Below are 19,323 nucleotides of genomic sequence, written 5' to 3'. Positions count from 1 at the left end.
TGACAGTATGAAACATGTTCTTTTTGCTGCAAGTGAATGTACACCGTTCATCAAATCCGGCGGGCTTGCAGATGTGATCGGAAGCCTCCCCCAGGCACTCGTCAAGGAGGGGGCCAGGGTCTCCGTCATCCTGCCGCTGTACAAGGAGATCATCAACTCCGAATACCGCGGGGACATGGAGGAGGTCATGATCTTCAATACGCCGGTCGGGTGGCGCAACCAGTATACGCGCATACTGAAATATGAGGGGCGCGATGTGACCTACTATTTCGTCGACAACGAATACTACTTCAACCGCGATGGACTGTACGGCTATATCGATGACGGCGAACGCTTCGTGTACTTCTCAAACGCCATTATCGAATTCATGTACAGGGTGGAGGAGTCGTATGACATCCTGCACTGCCACGACTGGCAGACGGGGGCGGCTGTCGCGATCGGCAGCATCAAGCGCCCGCATCCCGGCATGAAGATCATCTATACGATCCACAACATACAGTATCAGGGGTGGATCGGACAGTCGGCATTCGGCGAACTGTTCAACCTTGGCCGGGAGCACTTTGCAGGCTTCGAGTGGCAGGGCATGCTCAACATGATGAAGGCAGCCATCCATCATGCGGATGTGATCACGACCGTGTCCGAAACGTATGCCGAAGAGATCATGACCCCGTTCTTCGGGGAAGGTCTCGAACAGGTGCTGGAATACAGGCGGGGTGACCTGCACGGCGTCATAAACGGCCTCGACACCTACGACTACAATCCGGTCAGGGATGAGGCGCTGTACCATCGCTACCGCTCATCACGTAAGACGAAGGCGAAGAACAAGACGGCACTGCAGCAGGATCTTGGACTGACGGTGGACGTAAACATCCCGATGTATGGCATCGTCACCCGCCTCGTCAATCAGAAGGGGATCGATCTCGTCGAGCACATCATGCATGAATTCCTGATGGAAGATGTCCAGCTTGTGGTGCTCGGTTCGGGTGAGGCACTGTATGAGGACTATTTCAAGTCGCTCGTCCACAGCTTCCCGGACAAAGTGCATGTGACGCTCGGATTCAGCGAGAGCTATGCGAGGAAGATATACGCCGCAAGCGACTTCTTCATCATGCCGAGCCTGTTCGAGCCGTGCGGCCTCGGGCAGCTCATCGCCATACGCTATCTGACGGCACCGATCGTCAGGGAGACCGGCGGCCTGAAGGACACGGTCATACCGTATAATGAATTCACACATTCGGGCAACGGCTTCTCCTTCGAGAACTACAATGCCCATGAACTGCTCAATGCGATGAAGTACAGTCTGTACATCTATCACCAGAAGGAGCATATGGATGCTTTATGCAGAAATATGACGGCGTCCGACTACAGCTGGGCGAATTCAGCACGCCAGTATATGACGCTGTATGGAGACTGATGGAAGAGGAAAGAAAAGGCACTGCCGAAACCGATGAACCGGTTTCGGCAGTGCCTTCTTCAGTTTGTACGACCGCTTTCCATCTGTTCCACCTTGGATTTCATCGGTGTGACATGAACCGTCTTCTGGTCGGTGTAGGTGACGAAGCCCGGCTTCGCGCCGCTGACCTTATGCACATGCTTGATCTCCGTATAGTCGACGGGGACCGATTCCGACTCCTGGGCCTTCGAATGGTAGGCGGCGAGCATCGCCGCTTCCAGAATGTCCTGATCTTCGATTTCGGATGCAGGGTGGGTGATGACTACGTGGGATCCCGGTATATCCTTCGTGTGGAACCACAGATGGTTGTTCTGTGCCTTCCTGCTTGTCAGGTAGTCATTCTGCTTGTTGTTCTTTCCGACGAGTACATCGAGGCCGCCCGTAGTGCGGTATGCGTGGAGCTGGATCTTATTCTTCTTTTTCTTCGAGGACTGCTTCCGGTTGTTCTTGATGATGCCCTGTTCTGCCAGTTCCTCGCGTATTTCGTCGACTTCCTCCTCGGTCGTGATGCTGTCCATCTGATGGAGCAGGCCCGCGAAGTATTCGAGGTCCTCCCGTGCCCGGTCCAGCTGCACAGCGGCGCTGTTCTCACGGGTCTTGAGCTTATTGTAGCGCTTGTAGAACTTCTGGGCGTTGTCGCTGGCGGACAGGTTCTTGTCGAGCGGGATCTCGAGCGGCTCGTCCGTATAGTAGTCGATGACTTCGATTGATTCGTCATAGGGCTTCACCTGATGCATGAATGCAGTGAGCAGCTCCCCATACTTCTGGTACTTGTCTTTCTCCGCTGCTTCCGCGAGGTCTTCCTTGAGCTTTTCGACCTTCCGCTCCGTCTTTTCATATTCACGTTCGATCAGGTGCAGGTAGTCCTGCGCCTTCTGTTTGATGAGCGATTTCCTGTACCTGTCATGGTAGTAGTCGTCCATAAGCTGGGATAATGAGTCATAGGTTTCGTAATCTTCCCCAAGGTGGGCAAGGGGAGTGAAATAGAAGATGTCACGGTCGCCGTCCGTGTACATTACAGGTTTTATATTTTCAGCCTTCTTCATCGTCTCACGGATTGCGGGTACGGTGTTCCGTATGGTGAAGTAGCCGGCATTGTGCTCGACCTCCTTGACGAAGAGGGGGCTGAAGCCTTCGACATGGGAAAGTATCTGCCTGTTGAGCCTGCCGGCATTGAAGTCGATTTTGGAAGGCAGTTCTTCAATCGCATCCGTCCGCGGGTTCAGCTTGTCCTCTGTCGGCGGTGCGGTATAGTCGAAGCCCGGCATGATCGTCCGGCTGTTGTTGTTCGGTGTCAGGTGCTTGACCCCGTCAAGGATCCTGTAGTCCGCATCCGTGATGACGATGTTCGAATGCCGGCCCATGATCTCGAGGATCAGTATGCGTCTGATCTCATCGCCGATTTCATTTCTCGACTGTATGTGGATTTCGACCCTGCGGTCGTTACCGAGCTGCCTGATTTCCTGTATGATGCCGCCTTCGAGGTGTTTTCTGGCCACGCGCAGAAACATCGGGGGCTCGAATGGAAATTCATACTTATGTGTGGTCAGGTGGAAGCGTGCATACATGGGATGCGCGCTGATCAGCAGGTTATGGTTGCTGCCGGCGGAACGCACCTTGAAGACCATCGAAGTTTCATCTATCTGCTGTATTCTATTGATCTTGCCCCGCTTGAGCACTTCCAGTTCCCCAAGAAGCGCGTGGACAAAGTTGCCGTCGAATGCCATGGTTTCATCCTCCTGTTTCAGACTATCCAATATTTTAACATGAAATCGGCCGGTTTGTTTACGGCCAGCGATTTAATGATGAATTTTTCTGCTGGATATGGTACATTAGGAGATAATTACAAATAGAAAGGTAACGTGTTATGACTTCAGATAAGGGACTGCTGATCGTCCTCTCCGGCCCTTCCGGTGTAGGCAAGGGAACGGTCAGAAAGGCGATCTTTGAACATCCGGAGACGGATTTCAAATACTCGATTTCAATGACGACGAGGGAAAAGCGTGAAGGTGAAGTGGACGGCGTGGACTATTTCTTCAAGACGAAGGAGGAGTTCGAGTCGCTGATAGAGCAGGATAAGTTCATCGAGTATGCCCAATACGTCGGCAACTACTACGGTACGCCAGTGGAATATGTGGAGCAGACGATGGCCGACGGCCATGATGTCTTCCTGGAAATTGAAGTGGAGGGCGCAAAGCAGGTCAGGGAGAAGTTTCCCGAGGCGCTTTTCATATTCCTTGCACCGCCCAACCTGACGCAGCTGGAGGAGCGGCTCGTCAATCGTGGTACGGATTCACCAGAGATCATCAGACATCGCATCGATGAGGCGAAACGCGAACTGAAACTGATGAACCTGTATGATTTTGTTGTAATCAATGATGATGTGGATCTCGCGCGTGGCCGTGTGCAGTGCATCGTCGAGGCGTCTCATATGAGGCGGGCACGTGTAGAATCCAAACTAAGAAAAATGCTGCTGGAGGTTAATCAATAATGCTATACCCACCTATACATGAACTGAAGAAGAATGTAGATTCAAAATATCTTGTCGTCACAATGGCTGCCAAACGTGCACGCCACCTGCAGGACCACCCGGATGACCTTGCGCTCGATGAATACAAGACATTGAAGACGGTAAGCCGGGCGCTTGAAGAGATTGCCGACAACAAAGTTAAAGAAAAACACTAGCTGACAAATTTTTGTCAGCTTTTTTTAAGAGGTGAAGACATGGCAAATATTGTAATCGGAGTCACCGGTGGCATTGCCGCATATAAAGCTGTAGACCTGACGAGCAAGCTGATCCAGGCGGGGCACGAGGTCCGTGTCGTACTGACGGACAACGCCCTCGAGTTCATCACACCGCTTGCGTTCCAGGCAATCAGCCGCAACCACGTCTATACGAATACGTTCAAGGAAGAGGATCCGTCAGTCATTTCCCATATCAACATCGGCGAATGGGCGGATATCATTGTTGTTGCACCCATAACCGCGAATACGATCAGCAAGCTGGCCTGCGGCATCTATGACAACATGCTCCTCAATGTTCTTGCTGCAAACACGAAGCCGGTCATACTGGCCCCCGCAATGAATGTGCACATGTACAATCAGCCTGCCATCCGCCGCAACATGCAGACACTGATGGATGACGGCTACCATTTCATAGATTCAGAATCCGGGTTCCTTGCCTGCGGCTACAATGCCAAAGGACGCATGGCCAACGTGCCTGAAATCAGACAGTATATTGAAGAGCTCCTCATGAAGGGCGGCAGCCTGAAAGGGAAGAAGGTTTTGGTGACGGCGGGACCGACACAGGAGTCGATCGACCCGATCCGCTACATCACCAACCATTCCAGCGGCAGGATGGGCTATGCAATCGCTGAAGCCGCACAGAAGCGCGGCGCCGAAGTCGTGCTCGTCAGCGGCCCCGTCAACCTGGCGCAGCCCGCGGGCGTCCATGTCATCGACACCGTCTCCACTGAAGAGATGTTCACGGCAGTGAAATCACATATGGATGCGGACCTTGGCATATTCACCGCTGCAGTCAGCGACTTCACCCCCATCACGCGGATGGAGGGCAAGATGAAAAAGCAGAAGGATCAGGAGACCGTCTCCATCGACTTGAAGAAGACGCCGGACATCCTCCAATATGCCGGGGAGCACAGCACGGCCATGTATGTCGTCGGGTTTGCTGCGGAGACCGAAAATGTTGAGCAGTATGCAAAAGATAAGCTTGAGCGTAAAAATGCCGACTGCATTGTGATGAACGATGTATCGGATACATCAATCGGCATGAACAGCCCAGACAATGAAGTGGTCATGCTGTTCAGGGAAGGCGCGCCCGTGCCTTTTGAAAAGATGGATAAGCGGGCACTCGGCGAGCAGATCATCGATGCCCTCATCCAGAGGTGGCTCGGATGATGTTTGCTTCAGTCATTGTGGATATACCCAGCAAAAGCGTCAACCAGGTGTTCGACTACCGCATCCCCGACGGCATGGAAGGCCTCATCAGAGTGGGCCACCGGGTGCTCGTCCCGTTCGGACGGCGGACGATCCAGGGATATGTGATGAAACTGCAGGACACCACAGATTTCGATCCGGCAAGGATCAAGGAAATCGCCCGGACGCTCGATATAGAACCTGTGCTGACGGAAGAGATGATCACCATCGCCAGACACTTGGCAGACTATTATGTCGACCAGTACATCAGCGTGATCGAAACGATCCTGCCCGCTGCACTGAAGGCGAACTACAGGAAGGTGCTCAAGCTTGCGGAAGGCCATACAGCGGAGGCTGCAGCAGCGCTTGAGGAGGTTGCTGGTGATGCAGAAGCAGAACCGAAACGGCTGGAAGCCGGGGCCCTGAAGGCGCTCGCGCCGCACTTGAAGTCCGGTGATATCATCGAAGAGACCGTCATCAGGCAGCATACAAAGAAGAAGACGGCGCTCGCCGTCTATTCGCTGAAGCAGCAGGGCGGGGACCTGTCGCGTGCAAAGAAGCAGCAGGAGCTGCTTGCGGTCATCGATGCGAGTTCGGAACCGCTCTTCGTCAGGGATCTTGTCAATGAAGGCTTCTCCAACCATCTGATCAATGCGCTGCACAAGAAAGGGTATATCGGAAAAGTGGAACGGGAAGTGGAGCGTGATCCATACAGCGGGCGCATATTCACGAGCGACCCGCCGAAAGTGCTGAATGCGGAGCAGCAGCATGCCTACGGCAGAATCACGGAAGCGCTGGATGCACAGCAGGCGAAGACATTCCTGCTCCACGGCATTACAGGCAGCGGCAAGACGGAAGTGTATCTGCAGGTCATCCAGAAGGTGCTCGAAGAAGGGCGTACGGCCATCATGCTGGTGCCGGAGATCGCCCTTACGCCTCAGATGGTCAACCGCTTCAAGCGGCGCTTCGGTGATGATGTCGCAGTGCTGCACTCGGGTCTCTCCCATGGCGAAAAGTATGATGAATGGCGCAAGATCAAAGAGGGCAGGGCGCGCGTCTCCGTCGGAGCACGGAGCAGCATTTTCGCACCTTTTGAAAATGTCGGTGCCATCATTGTCGATGAGGAGCATGAGACGACCTACAAGCAGGGGGACCGCCCGATGTATCATGCGATCGAAGTGGCGAAGTTCAGAAGCAGATACCACAATTGTCCATTGATACTGGGTACGGCGACGCCGAGCCTTGAAACATATGCAAGAAGCGAGAAGGGCGTCTATGAACGTCTGGAGCTGACGGAACGGGCCGGCACGAAAGTGCTTCCGGAAATCAGCGTCGTCGACATGTCGGAGGAGCACCGCACCGGCAATACATCGATCATCTCCAAGCCGCTCGAAGCGGCGATCCGAGCACGGATCGAGCGGGGGGAGCAGACGGTGCTGCTGCTAAACAGGCGAGGATACTCGAACTTCCAGATCTGCCAGAGCTGCGGCCACGTACCGATGTGCCCGAACTGTGACATTTCCCTGACCTACCACAAGTCGAACCGTAGCCTGCTCTGCCACTATTGCGGCTATGAAGGTCCGGTCCACCGGACATGCGACAACTGCCAGAGCGAGGATGTGACCTTCAGGGGCACAGGCACCGAGAAGGTCGAGGAGATCCTCCGGGATATGTTCGATGCGGATGTCGTCCGGATGGATAATGATACGACGCGAAGGAAAGGGATGCACGAAAAGCTGCTGGATCACTTTGAGCAGGAGGAGATACCCATACTGCTCGGTACACAGATGATCGCCAAAGGGCTGGACTATCCCAAAGTGACCCTCGTAGGGGTGCTGAACGCCGATACGATGCTCAATCTGCCCGACTTCAGGGCGAACGAAAAGACATACCAGCTGCTGACCCAGGTTTCAGGACGGGCAGGCCGCCATGAGCTGACGGGGGAGGTCATTTTCCAGACATACAACCCGACACACTATGCAATACAGCTGGCAAAGGAGAACGACTATCGGCGCTTCTATGAAAAGGAAATGGCATTCAGGCGGCTGGCACGTTATTCACCTTACTATTTCCATGTGCTCTTCACCGTCTCAAGCGAGGACATCAGAAAATGCCTGAAGGCGACGAGCCACATCCATGACACACTGATCCAGAAAGTTTCAGATCAGTCGATCATCGTCGGTCCATCACCCAGTCCCCTTGAGCGGATCAACCGGCAGTACCGCTTCCAGATACTCCTCAAGTACAAGAGGGAACCGGAACTGCTTGAAATGCTCAATACACTGGATGAACACTACCACGAGGCATACAGGACCGAAGGCATCTCACTTCGGATTGATGTAGATCCACTCGTAATCATGTAGGAGGAATAATTTATGACAGAAACAATCATTTTCATGGGGACACCGGATTTCTCAGTGCCGATATTGGAGAAGCTCCATGAGGAGTACAATGTCGCAATGGTCGTCAGCCAGCCGGACAAGCCGGTGGGCAGGAAACGGGTGATGACACCCCCGCCTGTCGCGCAGGCGGCAAAAGCACTCGGCATCCCGCTCTTCCAGCCGGAACATGTCCGTGACGAAGCGGCCATCGCAAAAATTGAAGAGGTGGGACCCGACCTGATCATCACGGCGGCCTATGGACAGATACTGCCGAAGGCGCTGCTCGAGGTGCCGCGCCTCGGCGCCATCAATGTCCATGCTTCCCTGTTGCCCAGGCACAGGGGCGGCGCACCGATCCACCGTGCCATCATGGAGGGGGACAGTGAGACGGGTGTGACCCTCATGTACATGGCTGAAGGCCTGGACAGCGGAGATGTCATCAGCAGCACTTCTACAGAAATCCGGGACACGGATGATACGGGATCGCTGCACGACAGGCTGTCGCAGATGGGGGCCGGGCTCCTCATGGAGACGCTCCCCGACATACTTGAAGGAAGAAACGAAAGGGTGCCACAGGATGGATCCACCGCTACCGTGAGCCCGAACATCTCGAAGTCGGATGAGCGGCTCGATTGGTCACAGGATGTCCGCAGTGTATTCAACCATATACGGGGGCTGTCGCCATGGCCCGGTGCCTATACGGAAATCGACGGAAAGCGTCTCAAAGTCTATGGGGCGAACCCGCCGGAAGGCACCTCCAAGGAAGCACCCGGCACGATCGTCGGTACGTCGCCTGAAGGCATGAAGGTCGCCTGCGGCGATGGCGGCCTGTTGGAAGTCACGGAAGTGCAGCTGGCCGGCAAAAAGCGTACACGGGCATCAGAATTTGCAGCAGGCAGGCAGGATATCGCCGGCACTGTCCTTGGGCAGGTGGAATAGATGACGGTACGTAAACTCGCACTGGATGCCTATACGAGGGTCATGGATGAAGGTGGCTACAGCAATATCATACTGAATGACATGATCGGCAGGGAAGGGCTTCCGGCGAATGACAGGGGGCTGCTCACCGAGATCGTCTATGGTACAATTTCGAGGCGTCTGACCATACATTTCCACATCAGGCCCTTCATCCGTACAAAGCTGAAGCGCTGGCAGAGGAATCTGCTCGACATCACCGTCTACCAGATCATATGGCTTGAACGTGTGCCGAACTATGCGGCAATTAACGAAGCGGTGGACATCGCGAAGAAACGCGGCGGACCGCAGGCCGCCAATGCCATCAATGCCATACTCCGCAGTTTTGAGCGCAAGCCGCTACAGAGCTATGGTGACATCAGGAGCAGCACTGCCCGCTTGTCGATTGAAGCGAGCATACCGGAGTGGATCATCTCACACTGGAAGACTCATCACGGCATGGATGGGGCACGGGAGATTGCCATGGCGCTCGGCAGCCGTCCGAAGATGTACATCCGTACGAACACGGCGCGCATCAGCCGTGCGGCGCTCGTCGAAAAGCTTCATGAAGAAGGACTTGGCGCGATGCCTTCCGAAATACAGGCCGATGCCATCGAAGTGGGCGGTGAGGTGCTCCAGTCGAAGTTCTACAAGGAGGGGCTGTTCAGCATCCAGGATGTCAGCTCCATGCTCGTCAATGATGCACTTGCGCCTGAAGACGGCGACGTCATCCTCGATGCATGCAGCGCACCCGGCGGCAAAGGCCTGCATGCGCTGGAGAAGGTGCGTGACGGGCACGTCGACCTCTCTGACATCCATGACCATAAGCTTCCATTGATAGAAGCGCAGGCAGAACGCCTTGGACTTGCCAACTATGAAGCTTTCCAGGGGGATGCTACACAGAAGGACTATCCAAGGCAATACGACCGCATCATTGTGGATGCACCATGCTCCGGCCTTGGTGTCATCCGGAGGAAACCGGAAATAAGATATGAGCGGAAAGCGGAGGATATAGACAGCCTCGTCGCCCTCCAGCTTGCCATCCTATCCAATATAAAAAATTATTTGAAGCCTGGCGGCATACTCGTGTATTCGACGTGCACCATCCATCAGATGGAGAATGAAAATGTCGCCTACACATTCATGAAAGAGAATGAAGATATCGAGTTTGATCCGTTCACCCTCAAGGCCTTCGATTTTGAAGGCCCATACCGGCAGATACTGCCGCAGGAGGCAGGAACCGACGGGTTCTTCATAGCCAGGTTCAGAAAGAAGGAAAAACAATGATTCAAAGACCACCAAAAAAACCGATAAAGAACAACAGGCAGCCCGATTTCGACCAGCCCTCCATCTACTCGCTATCCCTTTCGGATCTTGAAGAACTCGCCATCGGATGGGGAGAGGAGAAGTACCGCGGCGGCCAGATCTTCGAGTGGCTCTATACACACCGGGCCGACCATTTCGATGATATGCTGAACCTGCCGAAGGCGATGCGGGAGTCCCTCGCTGAAAACTACAGCATGGATCCGCTTGAAACCGTGGTCAGGCAGGAAAGTGAAGACGGAACTATGAAATTCCTCTTCCGCCTGCGTGACGGCTATACGATCGAGACGGTACTGATGCGCCATGACTACGGCAACTCGGTATGTGTGACGACCCAGGTGGGCTGCCAGATCGGCTGCAGCTTCTGCGCCTCTACACTTGGCGGGTTGAAGCGGAACCTCGAAGCGGGGGAAATCGTCTCCCAGGTCGTACAGATACAGAAGGCGCTCGATGAAACGGATGAGCGTGTCAGCAGCATCGTCATCATGGGCATCGGGGAACCTTTCGAAAACTACGTCCAGATGATGCAGTTCATCAGGATCATCAATCATGATGATGGTCTGAACATCGGTGCACGCCACATTACAGTGTCCACGAGCGGCATCGTGCCGAGGATCTATGATTTTGCGGATGAGGATATACAGATCAACTTTGCGGTGAGCCTGCATGCAGCGGACAATGAGACACGTACGCGTCTGATGCCGATCAATAAAGCCTATGACATCGACAAGCTGATGGACTCGCTCAAGTATTACCAGCAGCAGACGAATCGCAGGGTCACTTTCGAGTACGGCCTGTTCGGCGGCGTCAATGACCAGCCGGAACATGCGCGGGCGCTGAGTGAACTGATCAAGGACCTCAAGTGCCATGTCAACCTGATTCCGGTCAACCATGTCCCGGAACGGAACTATGTCAGGACGAGCAAGGACGATATATTCGATTTTCTTGAAACGCTTAACGAATGCGGTGTGAATGCCACCCTCAGAAGGGAGCAGGGCACCGACATCGATGCTGCATGTGGACAGCTCAGGGCAAAAGAATCCAAACAGGAGACGGGGGAGTAGTCTTGAAAGTCATCGATCGGAGTATTCGGGGGGATTACAGGGATCTCAACGAAGATGTTACAGGTATATTCAAAAATGGCACGGGGCAGATGCTGATGCTCGTATCGGATGGCATGGGCGGCCACCGGTACGGGGATGTGGCGAGCCGGTTTGTACATGATGAAGTTGGGGCCGCTTGGGAAAATGAAAACCTGCTGAATGTTGAAGATGGCGTGGAATTTCTGCGCCGTCTGGTAATGGACGTCAACAGGCGGATGTTCGACTACCAACAGGAAAAACCGGAATACCAGGGCATGGGCACGACGCTTGTGCTGGCTGCTGTGATCGAAGAGACGATCATCATACTCAACGTCGGAGACTCCAGAGCCTATGCCATGAATGACCGGACGATGGAACAGGTGACGAAGGATCATTCCTTCGTCAATATGCTGGTCGACGCAGGGGAAATCACAGAAGCGGAGGCCAAAGTGCACCCGAAGCGCAACATCATTACAAAGGCGATGGGCACGGACCGTCTGATCCAGGCGGATGTCTTCAGACTGAGGAACAGGCAGTATGACTACCTTCTGCTTGCCTCCGACGGACTGACGGACGATCCCGACGACAGTGAACTGCACGCCATCATCACCCGGGGCGGGAGGTCGCTTGAAGAAAAGGCATCCCAGCTTGTGGATCAGGCGTTGAAGAGCGGATCCACCGACAACATCAGTCTGGTGCTTGCTGATCTGAAGGCGAGTGAAGGGGAGTGATCGGCCGGATCGTCTCTGATCGCTACGAAGTGATGAAGTATCTGGGCGGCGGAATGAGCTCCGTCTATCTGGCCCGGGACATCATCCTCGATCGGGAAGTGGTCGTCAAGCTGATCAAAGTGGACCACCATAACCGTGAAAAATCGAAGGCGCGTTTTCAGCGGGAAGTGGAAAGCACCATCCACCTCGCCCATCCGAATATCGTCAGTGTGCTGGATGTCGACGAATCGGAGGAATACCATCTGCTCGTGACTGAAGTCGTCCATGGCCCGACACTCAAGGAATTCATCCGGGACAACCACCCGGTTGAAATCCCGGAAGCCATCAGGATCAGTGAAATGACCCTTAGGGGGATGAGGCATGCACACAATGCCGGCATCATACACAGGGACATCAAACCCCAGAACATACTGATGAATGAAGCGCAGCAGATTAAAATCACCGATTTCGGCATCGCCAAGGCACTCAGCGATACCAAAATGACGGAAACCAACCAGGTGATGGGCTCCGTGCAGTACATCTCCCCGGAGCAGGCCAAAGGCCAGAAGACGGACGAACGGACCGATATATATTCATTCGGCATCGTGCTCTATGAACTATTGACAGGCACGCTGCCGTTCGACGGGGAGACGCCTGTGTCGGTCGCCCTGAAACATATATCAGAACCGTTTCCAGACATCTCATCAGAGCGTCAGATCCCGGAAGACCTTGCCAATATCGTCTACAGGTGCACCAGGAAGGATCCATATGACCGATATCGCCAGGTGGATGATCTCCTCCGCGACTTGAATGATTTCAAGGAAGGCCGGCCCATAGGGAAGGTCCCTGTCCGGGAAGACCGGGAAAAGACGGTCGAAACCGCAGCGGTCTCCGCCGCTCCGGCCGAAGTAGATGATGAGGCGCCCCCTGGCAGGAAAAAGCGGCGCGTACTGCTGTGGTTGATTCCACTGTTTCTTGTCATGGCAGCCCTGCTGGCAGCCGGGTTCATGATGTGGCAAAGCAATAGGACGGCGGAAGTGCCGGATATGCAGGAGATGACGATGGAGGAGGCCGGCCCGCTGCTCGAGGAGAATGCGCTCGTACAGGGGGACGTCACCGAAGTCTACAGCAGCACCATTGAATCCGGGAGGATCATCGAGACCGCCCCGGCATCCGGCAGCGAGGCCGAAAGGGGCACTGCAGTGGATTTCACCGTCAGCATGGGTGAAGAGCCATACGTGATGGAGGATTTCACCGGTGACCAATACAACAGTGTGAGAAGCACAATCGACGCCATCGGGTTCAGTTCTGTGGAGATTGATGAAGTTTATGATGATTCCGAGCCGGGGACCGTTCTATCGCAGTCCATCGAGGCCGGGGATGAAGTGGATCCGGCGGTGGAAGCACTGAGGCTTGAAGTCTCCCAGGGGCTTGAAACCGTGGAGGTACTGGACTATACGGGCCAGCCCTACGAGACGGCAGAAAGCGAGCTCACTGAACAGGGCTTTAATGTCGAAGTGATACAGGAGGCCTACAGCGGTGGAGTGGAGAGCGGCCATGTCATCAGCCAGGATCCGAGCTACGGAAACTTCGTGCCGGGATCCACAATCCGTATGATCGTCTCCCTAGGAGAAGAGCCGCCGGACGAAAAGCAGTTTGCCAAAGAGATCACCATCCCCTATGAATCTGAAACGGATGCCGAAGAAGAGCCGACCGAGGAAGAGAATGGGGATGAGGCAGAAGGTGAAGGCAGCGAAGAAGAAGTCGAGGCAAAAACTGTCGAAATCTATGTCGATGACAAGGACAATTCAATGGATGAGGTGTTTGATACCCTCGAGATTACAGAGGATACCGAGTATACGCTGAATCTCATCATCCAGGAAGGCGGGACGGCATCCTACCGCATTGAAATCGAAGGGGAAACCGTGCGTGAAGAAGAGATTCCATATGAGTAATTGTTGGCATAGTTGCAATGATTTATATATAATGAGATAGGAATACTGAAATTGGAGGAAAATTTATGAGCACAATCAAGAAGCACAAGGGTCTCGATAACACTCTGAAAGTCATGAAAGAGGGCTATCTCTATACAACGAACCAGAGACGGCGCCTTGGATCAGATAATATCTTTGAAACAAGGGTGCTTGGCGGAAAACGCGCCATCGTCATCAGCGGTAAGAAGGCCGCCGAGCTATTTTATGACAATGACAAGACAGAACGTTCAGGGACGCTTCCAAAACGTCTGGTGAACACACTGTTTGGTAAAGGCGCCATCCATACGACGACAGGAAAGAAGCACGTCGACAGAAAGGCACTCTTCATGTCCCTCATGACGGAAGGCAACCTGAAGCATCTCAGGGAACTGACGCGCAATCACTGGTACATGAATACCCACAGGATGGAACAGATGGACCAGATCAACATCTACAGGGAATCCATCATCCTGTTGACCAAAGTCGGCACCAAGTGGGCGGGTGTACAGGCCCCGGAAGAGAAAATCGAAGAAATCGCGACTGACATGGACATCATGATCGACTCCTTCAAAGGGCTGGGTACTGCCTACAAAGGATATAAAGCCTCTGTAGCCGCACGCCGCCGTGTTGAGGACTGGCTCGAAGACCAGATCATCCAGACGCGCAAAGGCAAAATATTCCCTCCGGAGGGGACGGCACTCTACGAGTTTGCCCATTGGGAAGACTACAAGGGCAATCCTATGGATTCCAGACTCTGTGCAATCGACCTCATGAATACATTCCGTCCATTGATCGCAATCAACCGTTTCGTGTCATTCGGTCTGCTTGCAATGCACGAACATCCAATTTCAAAAGAAAAGATCAATAATGACCCGGATTACGCCTATATGTTCTCCCAGGAAGTCAGACGTTTCTATCCATTTGTTCCGTTCCTCCCTGGAAAGGCCAAAACGGATATCCAGTTTGACGGCCATGACATCGAGAAGGACACGATGCTGGTGCTGGACATCTACGGCACGATGCACCGGGACGATGTATTCGAGAATGCAGACGAATTCTATCCGGAACGCTTCCTGGATTGGGACGGCAGTCCATTCGACCTCATTCCGCAGGGTGGCGGGGACTACTATACCAACCACCGCTGTGCAGGTGAGTGGATGACCATCATCATCATGGAAGAGACGATGAAATACTTCGCCGGCAAAATCACTTACGATGTGCCTGAACAGGATCTTACAGTGGATCTCAACAGCATCCCGGGCTACATCAAGAGCGGATTCATCATCGAGAATGTCGCGGAGAAGGTCGACCGCAAATAGGACATCAAGACGAAGCCCTTCCACAGCAATGCTGTGGAAGGGCTTTTTATGTGTGATCATGATCCGGGATCGGTGTATTTGAAGCGTTTGGTGCTGTCTGAGGACACGGCCACTTCAAAGCCGGGGATGGGCGTCTGGTCCAGGCGGTTGATCACACTCTGCAGGACGCCGACACGTAGGCGGTCCTGATCCGGATCATGCAGTTCGGGGACGGCCTCAGCCAGTGCATCGAGCAGTGCTGAGAAGGTGTATTCCTCTTCCGGCTCCATCACTTTTGGGATATGCCGCCTCACTTTTTCGACGATCGGCTGCAGGCTGCCGCCTTCCTGGCTGCCGGGGATATGGAAATACCGTTTATTCTCGATGATGGTCTGGCTGAAATGCGTTTTGGGGTCGAGTTCCAACTGTTTGATGGCCCCTTCCAGTACGGCGGTCCGGTCCTTCTTGTCCGATTCGTCGAACAGCTCGGGGATCACCGGCTTCAAAAGGGCGAACAGCTCGCTGAAGGTGTAGTAGCGCCCGGGCTCCATCATCGTCTCAAGTTCTGTGATCACCTTGTCCCTTACACTGAAGTATCGTTCCTTCCCTTCATATTCCCCGTATTCTATATCCTTCATGAATATGGAGCGGAAGATGGAATTGAAGAGCGGGGAAGCTTCGATCCATGCGATCACCCGACTGCCGCTGTTGAGTCCGCGTACGAACCAGTCCTTGACGTGCGCACTCCACATGTACTCGTATACTTTTGCGATGAAGAAGTCGATCAGCTTGGCACCAAGGTACGCAAGTATGCCCAGAAAGAATATGAGCAGGGGGTTCGAAATTGTCACTCGGCATCACCTCCCTGTCCCATACCCTCTATGTACGGAATTGCAGCATGGAAAATGAAAGGATAACTGCTATAATTCAGTTGAGGAGGGATAGAATGGCTCACGACGTCATCGTCATGCATGGTTCAAAGAAGGAGGCGCGCAATGCAGTGCTGGAAAAACGTCTGAATGCCCTGATGGCCCCACACGGACAGTACAGCGTGGCGTTCATAGAAAGTGCGGAACGGAGCGTGTACCGGGTGGTGGACGGGCTGGCGGAAGAAGGTGAGCGCAAATTCAACATCATACCGGTCCTCTTCTTCTCCGCCTCGCACTATTCCAGGGACATACCAGAAGCACTTCGACATATTGAAGAAAGATATGAAGACATGAGCTGGACACTCGCGCCTCCAATGGGAACACACCCCTATATGGCCCGCCTTGTAGAGCGGCGGGTGGCCGAGGCGCCACGCAGCAGGGGGACGGTCATTTTGATGGCGCATGGCAATGCCGACCATCCGGAAGCCGATGATGAACTGGAAAGGCTGGTTTCACAGCTTGATATCGACATGCTGACCTATCCGGCTGCGCTCTATGGAGCCCTGGCTGTAGATCGGCTGATCGGGCAGCTAGACATGTCAGATGACTTCATCATCGTCCCGATCGCCCTGGAGGACGGCTTCCTGACAGGGAAGATGAGGGAAGCGCTCCTTGAAGTGCTGCCGGAGTCGGCCATGACCCTTACACCATCGGTCAATTTCGACCCTGTACTGAAGGAGATCATCATGGGTCATCTGGAAAATCACTAGAAAAGGGCGCCCCTGGGGCGCCCTTTTCTAATGCTACAGGTGGTTGATCGGACCGTCATAGCCCAGTATGCCGCCTTCCACGTTCACTGCATCGTAGCCGTTGTCGAGGAGGTAGTTCTGCACCTGTGCACTCCTTTTGCCGGAGCGGCACATTACATAGTACTTCTTGTCCTTATCAAGGCTTGGGAGGGCGCTGTCGATGCTGGACATCGGATAATGCTCGGCGCCGGGTACGAAGCCCGTCTCCTCCAGTTCATCACGTTCCCTTACATCGATGAGCACATTGTTTTCATCCTGCGTAACGTTTTGTACATCATTTGCCTCAATTGATTCTGCCACAATGATTCCTCCTTAGTGAAAGTGATAGTCATATTTTATCATAAAGAGGGTAACTGTTATAATGGAGAAAAACTATTTCGGGGTGAGGTATGCTAAAAGGTAGGATTATAAAAGCGCTCAGCGGCTTCTACTATGTGAAGTCCGAAGGTGCGATCTATAAAACACGAGCCCGCGGGCTCTTCAGGAAAACGAAGGAATCACCATTGGTGGGGGATATCGTCACCTTCCAGGTTGAAAATGAGGATGAAGGATATATCGGGGAGATACATGAACGTAAAAATGCACTTATGCGTCCGCCGGTCGCCAATATCGACCAGGTGCTGATTACGATGAGCATGAAGTCCCCGGAGTTCAGCTACTATCTTCTGGATCGCTTCCTTGCCTATGCCGAAGCGCATGACATCGAGCCGGTCATCGTCATCACGAAGACGGACCTGCTGGAGGACGGGGCAGCCCTGAGTGAGATCGAGGCGGTCTACAAGCCCATATATGATATCCATTTTACCGACCGGGATCATATCAACGAAGATCTCCAGGAAATATTCAGGGACAGGATCAGCGTCCTGGCAGGTCAGTCGGGCGTCGGAAAATCGACGCTGCTGAACACCCTCGTTCCGGACCTTGAACTGAATACGGCAGAAATATCGAATGCACTGAACCGGGGCAAGCATACGACACGGCACGTCGAGCTTGTTGAGGTCGGAGGCGGACTGATTGCAGATACACCGGGGTTCAGTACGATAGAATTCACTGAACTCGACAAATACAACCTGAAGTTCTGCTTCCCGGACTTCAACAGATTCAGTGCATCATGCAAATTCAGGGAGTGCCAGCACATCAATGAACCAAAATGCGGGGTGAAGCAGGCTGTGGCTGAAGAGGAACTTGCAGCCAGACGCTATGACAGCTACCTGGCCATCTATCAGGAAATCGAAAACAGAAAGGCGAGATATTGATATGACAAAAGTACTTCCATCACTGCTAGCGAGTGATTTTACAAAACTGGGACACGAGATAGGGGCGATGGAGGCCGCAGGAGCGGACATCTTCCATCTGGACATCATGGATGGACAGTTCGTGCCGAACATCTCCTATGGGATGCCGGTCGTAGAAGCAATCAGCCGGGCTGCTTCCATCCCGCTCGATGTGCACCTTATGACACTCGATCCCGAACAGTTCATCGATGAATTCAGCGGGCTCGGTATCGACATGGTGTCCTTCCATATAGAAGCGACCAACCATCCGCACAGGCTGATGCAGCGCATCCAGCAGAGCGGCATGAAGGCGGGGATTGCGCTGAATCCCCACACCCCGATCGAACATATACGGCATCTGCTGCCTGAAATCGACTTCATACTGATCATGACGGTCAATCCGGGATTCGGGGGCCAGAAGTTCATCGATACTTGTCTGGACAAGGTCGGGGAACTGGATGTGGTGCGGCGAGAGAATGGATACGGGTATGAAATCGAAGTGGACGGCGGCATCAACCAGGAGACGGCAGAACGCTGCAGGGAAGCGGGAGCGGACCTTCTCGTCAGCGGATCCCACCTGTTCAAAGCACAGGAGTGGCAGGAAGCGGTCAGGAAGATGAAGCAGTGAAGCACATCAATGTCCTGATCCGGGAGGACGGCACGGGCTTTCCGGACGAAAGGCGGGATGAAAGCTGGGCCGGGGTGGACCGCGGCGTCTACCTGCTGCTCAAGGAAGGCATCGTCCCCGATTTCACGTATGGGGACTTCGACTCGGTGGACGCGTCGGAATGGGCATTCATAAACCGGTATATGGAAGTGGCGCCCGTCCCTTCCCGGAAGGATGATACGGATCTTGAGATGTGCCTGAAGGACCTTGTCGAGCGGGGCTGCCAGTCGATAGATGTCTATGGTGCAATCGGGGGGCGGCTGGATCATACCCTCGGCAACATCTTCCTGCTGATGCACGGTGCTTTCGACGGCATCGACATTACGCTCATCGATGCGCAGAACGTCATGCGGCGTCTTGATGCCGGTACACATGAGGTCGAAAAGGTGGAAACGATGCGGTATGCATCATTCATTCCCTTTGTGGAAGGGACTTCATTGACGCTTGAAGGGTTTGAGTACAATCTTGAAAAGGAGCGTCTGAAACTCGGGGCGACGCTGACCATCAGCAATGAATTTCTCGGTGCAACTGCAACTGTGCATACAGATGCACCGATAATTATGATACAATCCAGAGATGAATAGAAAAGGGGGGGTC

Annotated in this window: 18 protein-coding genes; 15 read left to right on the top strand and 3 right to left on the bottom strand. The window is 53.7% G+C overall.

All coding sequences use genetic code 11. The features are described 5' to 3' along the window. Window positions 1-7 precede the first annotated feature (7 nt). Window positions 8-1,414 (top strand): glycogen synthase GlgA, encoded by a 1,407-nt coding sequence (gene glgA / locus LLU09_RS03720; protein ID WP_228310515.1) that lies wholly within the window; start codon window positions 8-10, stop codon window positions 1,412-1,414. A gap of 59 nt (window positions 1,415-1,473) precedes the next feature. Here glgA and LLU09_RS03715 read toward each other — a convergent pair whose 3' ends face one another. Beyond that, complete coding sequence (locus LLU09_RS03715; protein ID WP_228310514.1) at window positions 1,474-3,210, bottom strand: Rqc2 family fibronectin-binding protein; 1,737 nt, start codon at window positions 3,208-3,210, stop codon at window positions 1,474-1,476. A gap of 110 nt (window positions 3,211-3,320) precedes the next feature. Between LLU09_RS03715 and gmk the strand changes: the two genes are divergently transcribed. The 10 genes from gmk to LLU09_RS03665 all read left to right on the top strand — a co-directional run bounded on the left by gmk (window position 3,321) and on the right by LLU09_RS03665 (window position 15,128). Further along, window positions 3,321-3,944 carry a guanylate kinase gene (gene gmk / locus LLU09_RS03710; RefSeq protein ID WP_094905833.1) on the top strand — a complete coding sequence of 208 codons (624 nt, stop codon included), beginning with the start codon at window positions 3,321-3,323 and terminating at the stop codon, window positions 3,942-3,944. Then, the gene (rpoZ, locus tag LLU09_RS03705) at window positions 3,944-4,138 is read left to right on the top strand and encodes a DNA-directed RNA polymerase subunit omega (protein ID WP_228310513.1); all 195 of its coding nucleotides are present in this window, start codon (window positions 3,944-3,946) and stop codon (window positions 4,136-4,138) included. The genes gmk and rpoZ overlap by 1 nt, the downstream gene beginning before the upstream one ends. 39 nt (window positions 4,139-4,177) lie before the next feature. Continuing rightward, window positions 4,178-5,368 (top strand): bifunctional phosphopantothenoylcysteine decarboxylase/phosphopantothenate--cysteine ligase CoaBC, encoded by a 1,191-nt coding sequence (gene coaBC / locus LLU09_RS03700; RefSeq protein WP_228310512.1) that lies wholly within the window; start codon window positions 4,178-4,180, stop codon window positions 5,366-5,368. After that, window positions 5,368-7,749, top strand: coding sequence for a primosomal protein N' (gene priA / locus LLU09_RS03695; protein ID WP_228310511.1), 2,382 nt, complete (start codon window positions 5,368-5,370; stop codon window positions 7,747-7,749). Before coaBC ends, priA begins: the two co-directional genes overlap by 1 nt. A gap of 12 nt (window positions 7,750-7,761) precedes the next feature. Continuing rightward, window positions 7,762-8,706 (top strand): methionyl-tRNA formyltransferase, encoded by a 945-nt coding sequence (gene fmt, locus LLU09_RS03690; protein WP_228310510.1) that lies wholly within the window; start codon window positions 7,762-7,764, stop codon window positions 8,704-8,706. Further along, window positions 8,707-10,008, top strand: a complete 1,302-nt coding sequence (gene rsmB, locus LLU09_RS03685; RefSeq protein ID WP_228310509.1) for a 16S rRNA (cytosine(967)-C(5))-methyltransferase RsmB — start codon at window positions 8,707-8,709, stop codon at window positions 10,006-10,008. Next, complete coding sequence (gene rlmN / locus LLU09_RS03680) at window positions 10,005-11,108, top strand: dual-specificity RNA methyltransferase RlmN (protein WP_228310508.1); 1,104 nt, start codon at window positions 10,005-10,007, stop codon at window positions 11,106-11,108. The genes rsmB and rlmN overlap by 4 nt, the downstream gene beginning before the upstream one ends. Window positions 11,109-11,110: 2 nt before the next feature. Next, window positions 11,111-11,857, top strand: coding sequence for a Stp1/IreP family PP2C-type Ser/Thr phosphatase (locus tag LLU09_RS03675; RefSeq protein WP_228310507.1), 747 nt, complete (start codon window positions 11,111-11,113; stop codon window positions 11,855-11,857). Next, window positions 11,854-13,791 (top strand): Stk1 family PASTA domain-containing Ser/Thr kinase, encoded by a 1,938-nt coding sequence (gene pknB / locus LLU09_RS03670; protein WP_228310506.1) that lies wholly within the window; start codon window positions 11,854-11,856, stop codon window positions 13,789-13,791. The genes LLU09_RS03675 and pknB overlap by 4 nt, the downstream gene beginning before the upstream one ends. Before the next feature lie 65 nt (window positions 13,792-13,856). After that, entirely contained in the window at window positions 13,857-15,128 is a 1,272-nt protein-coding gene (locus LLU09_RS03665) for a cytochrome P450 (RefSeq protein ID WP_228310505.1), read from the top strand. Window positions 15,129-15,184: 56 nt separating this feature from the next. Here LLU09_RS03665 and LLU09_RS03660 read toward each other — a convergent pair whose 3' ends face one another. Beyond that, window positions 15,185-15,958 (bottom strand): hypothetical protein, encoded by a 774-nt coding sequence (locus tag LLU09_RS03660; protein ID WP_228310504.1) that lies wholly within the window; start codon window positions 15,956-15,958, stop codon window positions 15,185-15,187. A 95-nt stretch (window positions 15,959-16,053) separates the two neighbouring features. On the opposite strand from LLU09_RS03660, the gene LLU09_RS03655 reads away from it, so the two are divergent. Then, complete coding sequence (locus tag LLU09_RS03655; protein WP_228310503.1) at window positions 16,054-16,746, top strand: sirohydrochlorin chelatase; 693 nt, start codon at window positions 16,054-16,056, stop codon at window positions 16,744-16,746. A gap of 33 nt (window positions 16,747-16,779) precedes the next feature. Here LLU09_RS03655 and LLU09_RS03650 read toward each other — a convergent pair whose 3' ends face one another. Next, entirely contained in the window at window positions 16,780-17,085 is a 306-nt protein-coding gene (locus LLU09_RS03650; protein ID WP_228310502.1) for a rhodanese-like domain-containing protein, read from the bottom strand. Window positions 17,086-17,174: 89 nt separating this feature from the next. Here LLU09_RS03650 and rsgA point away from each other — a divergent pair, with 89 nt between their 5' ends. Genes rsgA through LLU09_RS03635 form a run of 3 tightly spaced genes read left to right on the top strand, consistent with a single transcriptional unit; the run spans window position 17,175 to window position 19,310 of the window. Next, complete coding sequence (gene rsgA, locus LLU09_RS03645) at window positions 17,175-18,041, top strand: ribosome small subunit-dependent GTPase A (RefSeq protein WP_228310501.1); 867 nt, start codon at window positions 17,175-17,177, stop codon at window positions 18,039-18,041. Window position 18,042: 1 nt separating this feature from the next. After that, on the top strand, window positions 18,043-18,687 hold the full coding sequence (gene rpe / locus LLU09_RS03640) for a ribulose-phosphate 3-epimerase (RefSeq protein ID WP_228310500.1): 645 nt from the start codon (window positions 18,043-18,045) through the stop codon (window positions 18,685-18,687). Further along, window positions 18,684-19,310 (top strand): thiamine diphosphokinase, encoded by a 627-nt coding sequence (locus tag LLU09_RS03635; RefSeq protein ID WP_228310499.1) that lies wholly within the window; start codon window positions 18,684-18,686, stop codon window positions 19,308-19,310. Before rpe ends, LLU09_RS03635 begins: the two co-directional genes overlap by 4 nt. The last annotated feature ends 13 nt before the right edge of the window (window positions 19,311-19,323 follow it).

Origin of the sequence: Salinicoccus sp. RF5, from assembly GCF_020786625.1 — a bacterium.
Classification (GTDB): Bacteria; Bacillota; Bacilli; order Staphylococcales; family Salinicoccaceae; genus Salinicoccus.
Note: the sequence above shows the minus strand (reverse complement) of the source record. Positions and strands in the feature narration are given on the sequence as shown.

Coding starts and splice junctions, on each gene's coding strand:
- gmk (WP_094905833.1), top strand. CDS start 3,321: ATGACTTCAGATAAGGGACTGCTGATCGTCCTCTCCGGCCCTTCCGGT.
- LLU09_RS03655 (WP_228310503.1), top strand. CDS start 16,054: ATGGCTCACGACGTCATCGTCATGCATGGTTCAAAGAAGGAGGCGCGC.
- rsgA (WP_228310501.1), top strand. CDS start 17,175: ATGCTAAAAGGTAGGATTATAAAAGCGCTCAGCGGCTTCTACTATGTG.
- LLU09_RS03665 (WP_228310505.1), top strand. CDS start 13,857: ATGAGCACAATCAAGAAGCACAAGGGTCTCGATAACACTCTGAAAGTC.
- rpoZ (WP_228310513.1), top strand. CDS start 3,944: ATGCTATACCCACCTATACATGAACTGAAGAAGAATGTAGATTCAAAA.
- rlmN (WP_228310508.1), top strand. CDS start 10,005: ATGATTCAAAGACCACCAAAAAAACCGATAAAGAACAACAGGCAGCCC.
- rsmB (WP_228310509.1), top strand. CDS start 8,707: ATGACGGTACGTAAACTCGCACTGGATGCCTATACGAGGGTCATGGAT.
- glgA (WP_228310515.1), top strand. CDS start 8: ATGAAACATGTTCTTTTTGCTGCAAGTGAATGTACACCGTTCATCAAA.
- priA (WP_228310511.1), top strand. CDS start 5,368: ATGTTTGCTTCAGTCATTGTGGATATACCCAGCAAAAGCGTCAACCAG.
- fmt (WP_228310510.1), top strand. CDS start 7,762: ATGACAGAAACAATCATTTTCATGGGGACACCGGATTTCTCAGTGCCG.
- coaBC (WP_228310512.1), top strand. CDS start 4,178: ATGGCAAATATTGTAATCGGAGTCACCGGTGGCATTGCCGCATATAAA.
- rpe (WP_228310500.1), top strand. CDS start 18,043: ATGACAAAAGTACTTCCATCACTGCTAGCGAGTGATTTTACAAAACTG.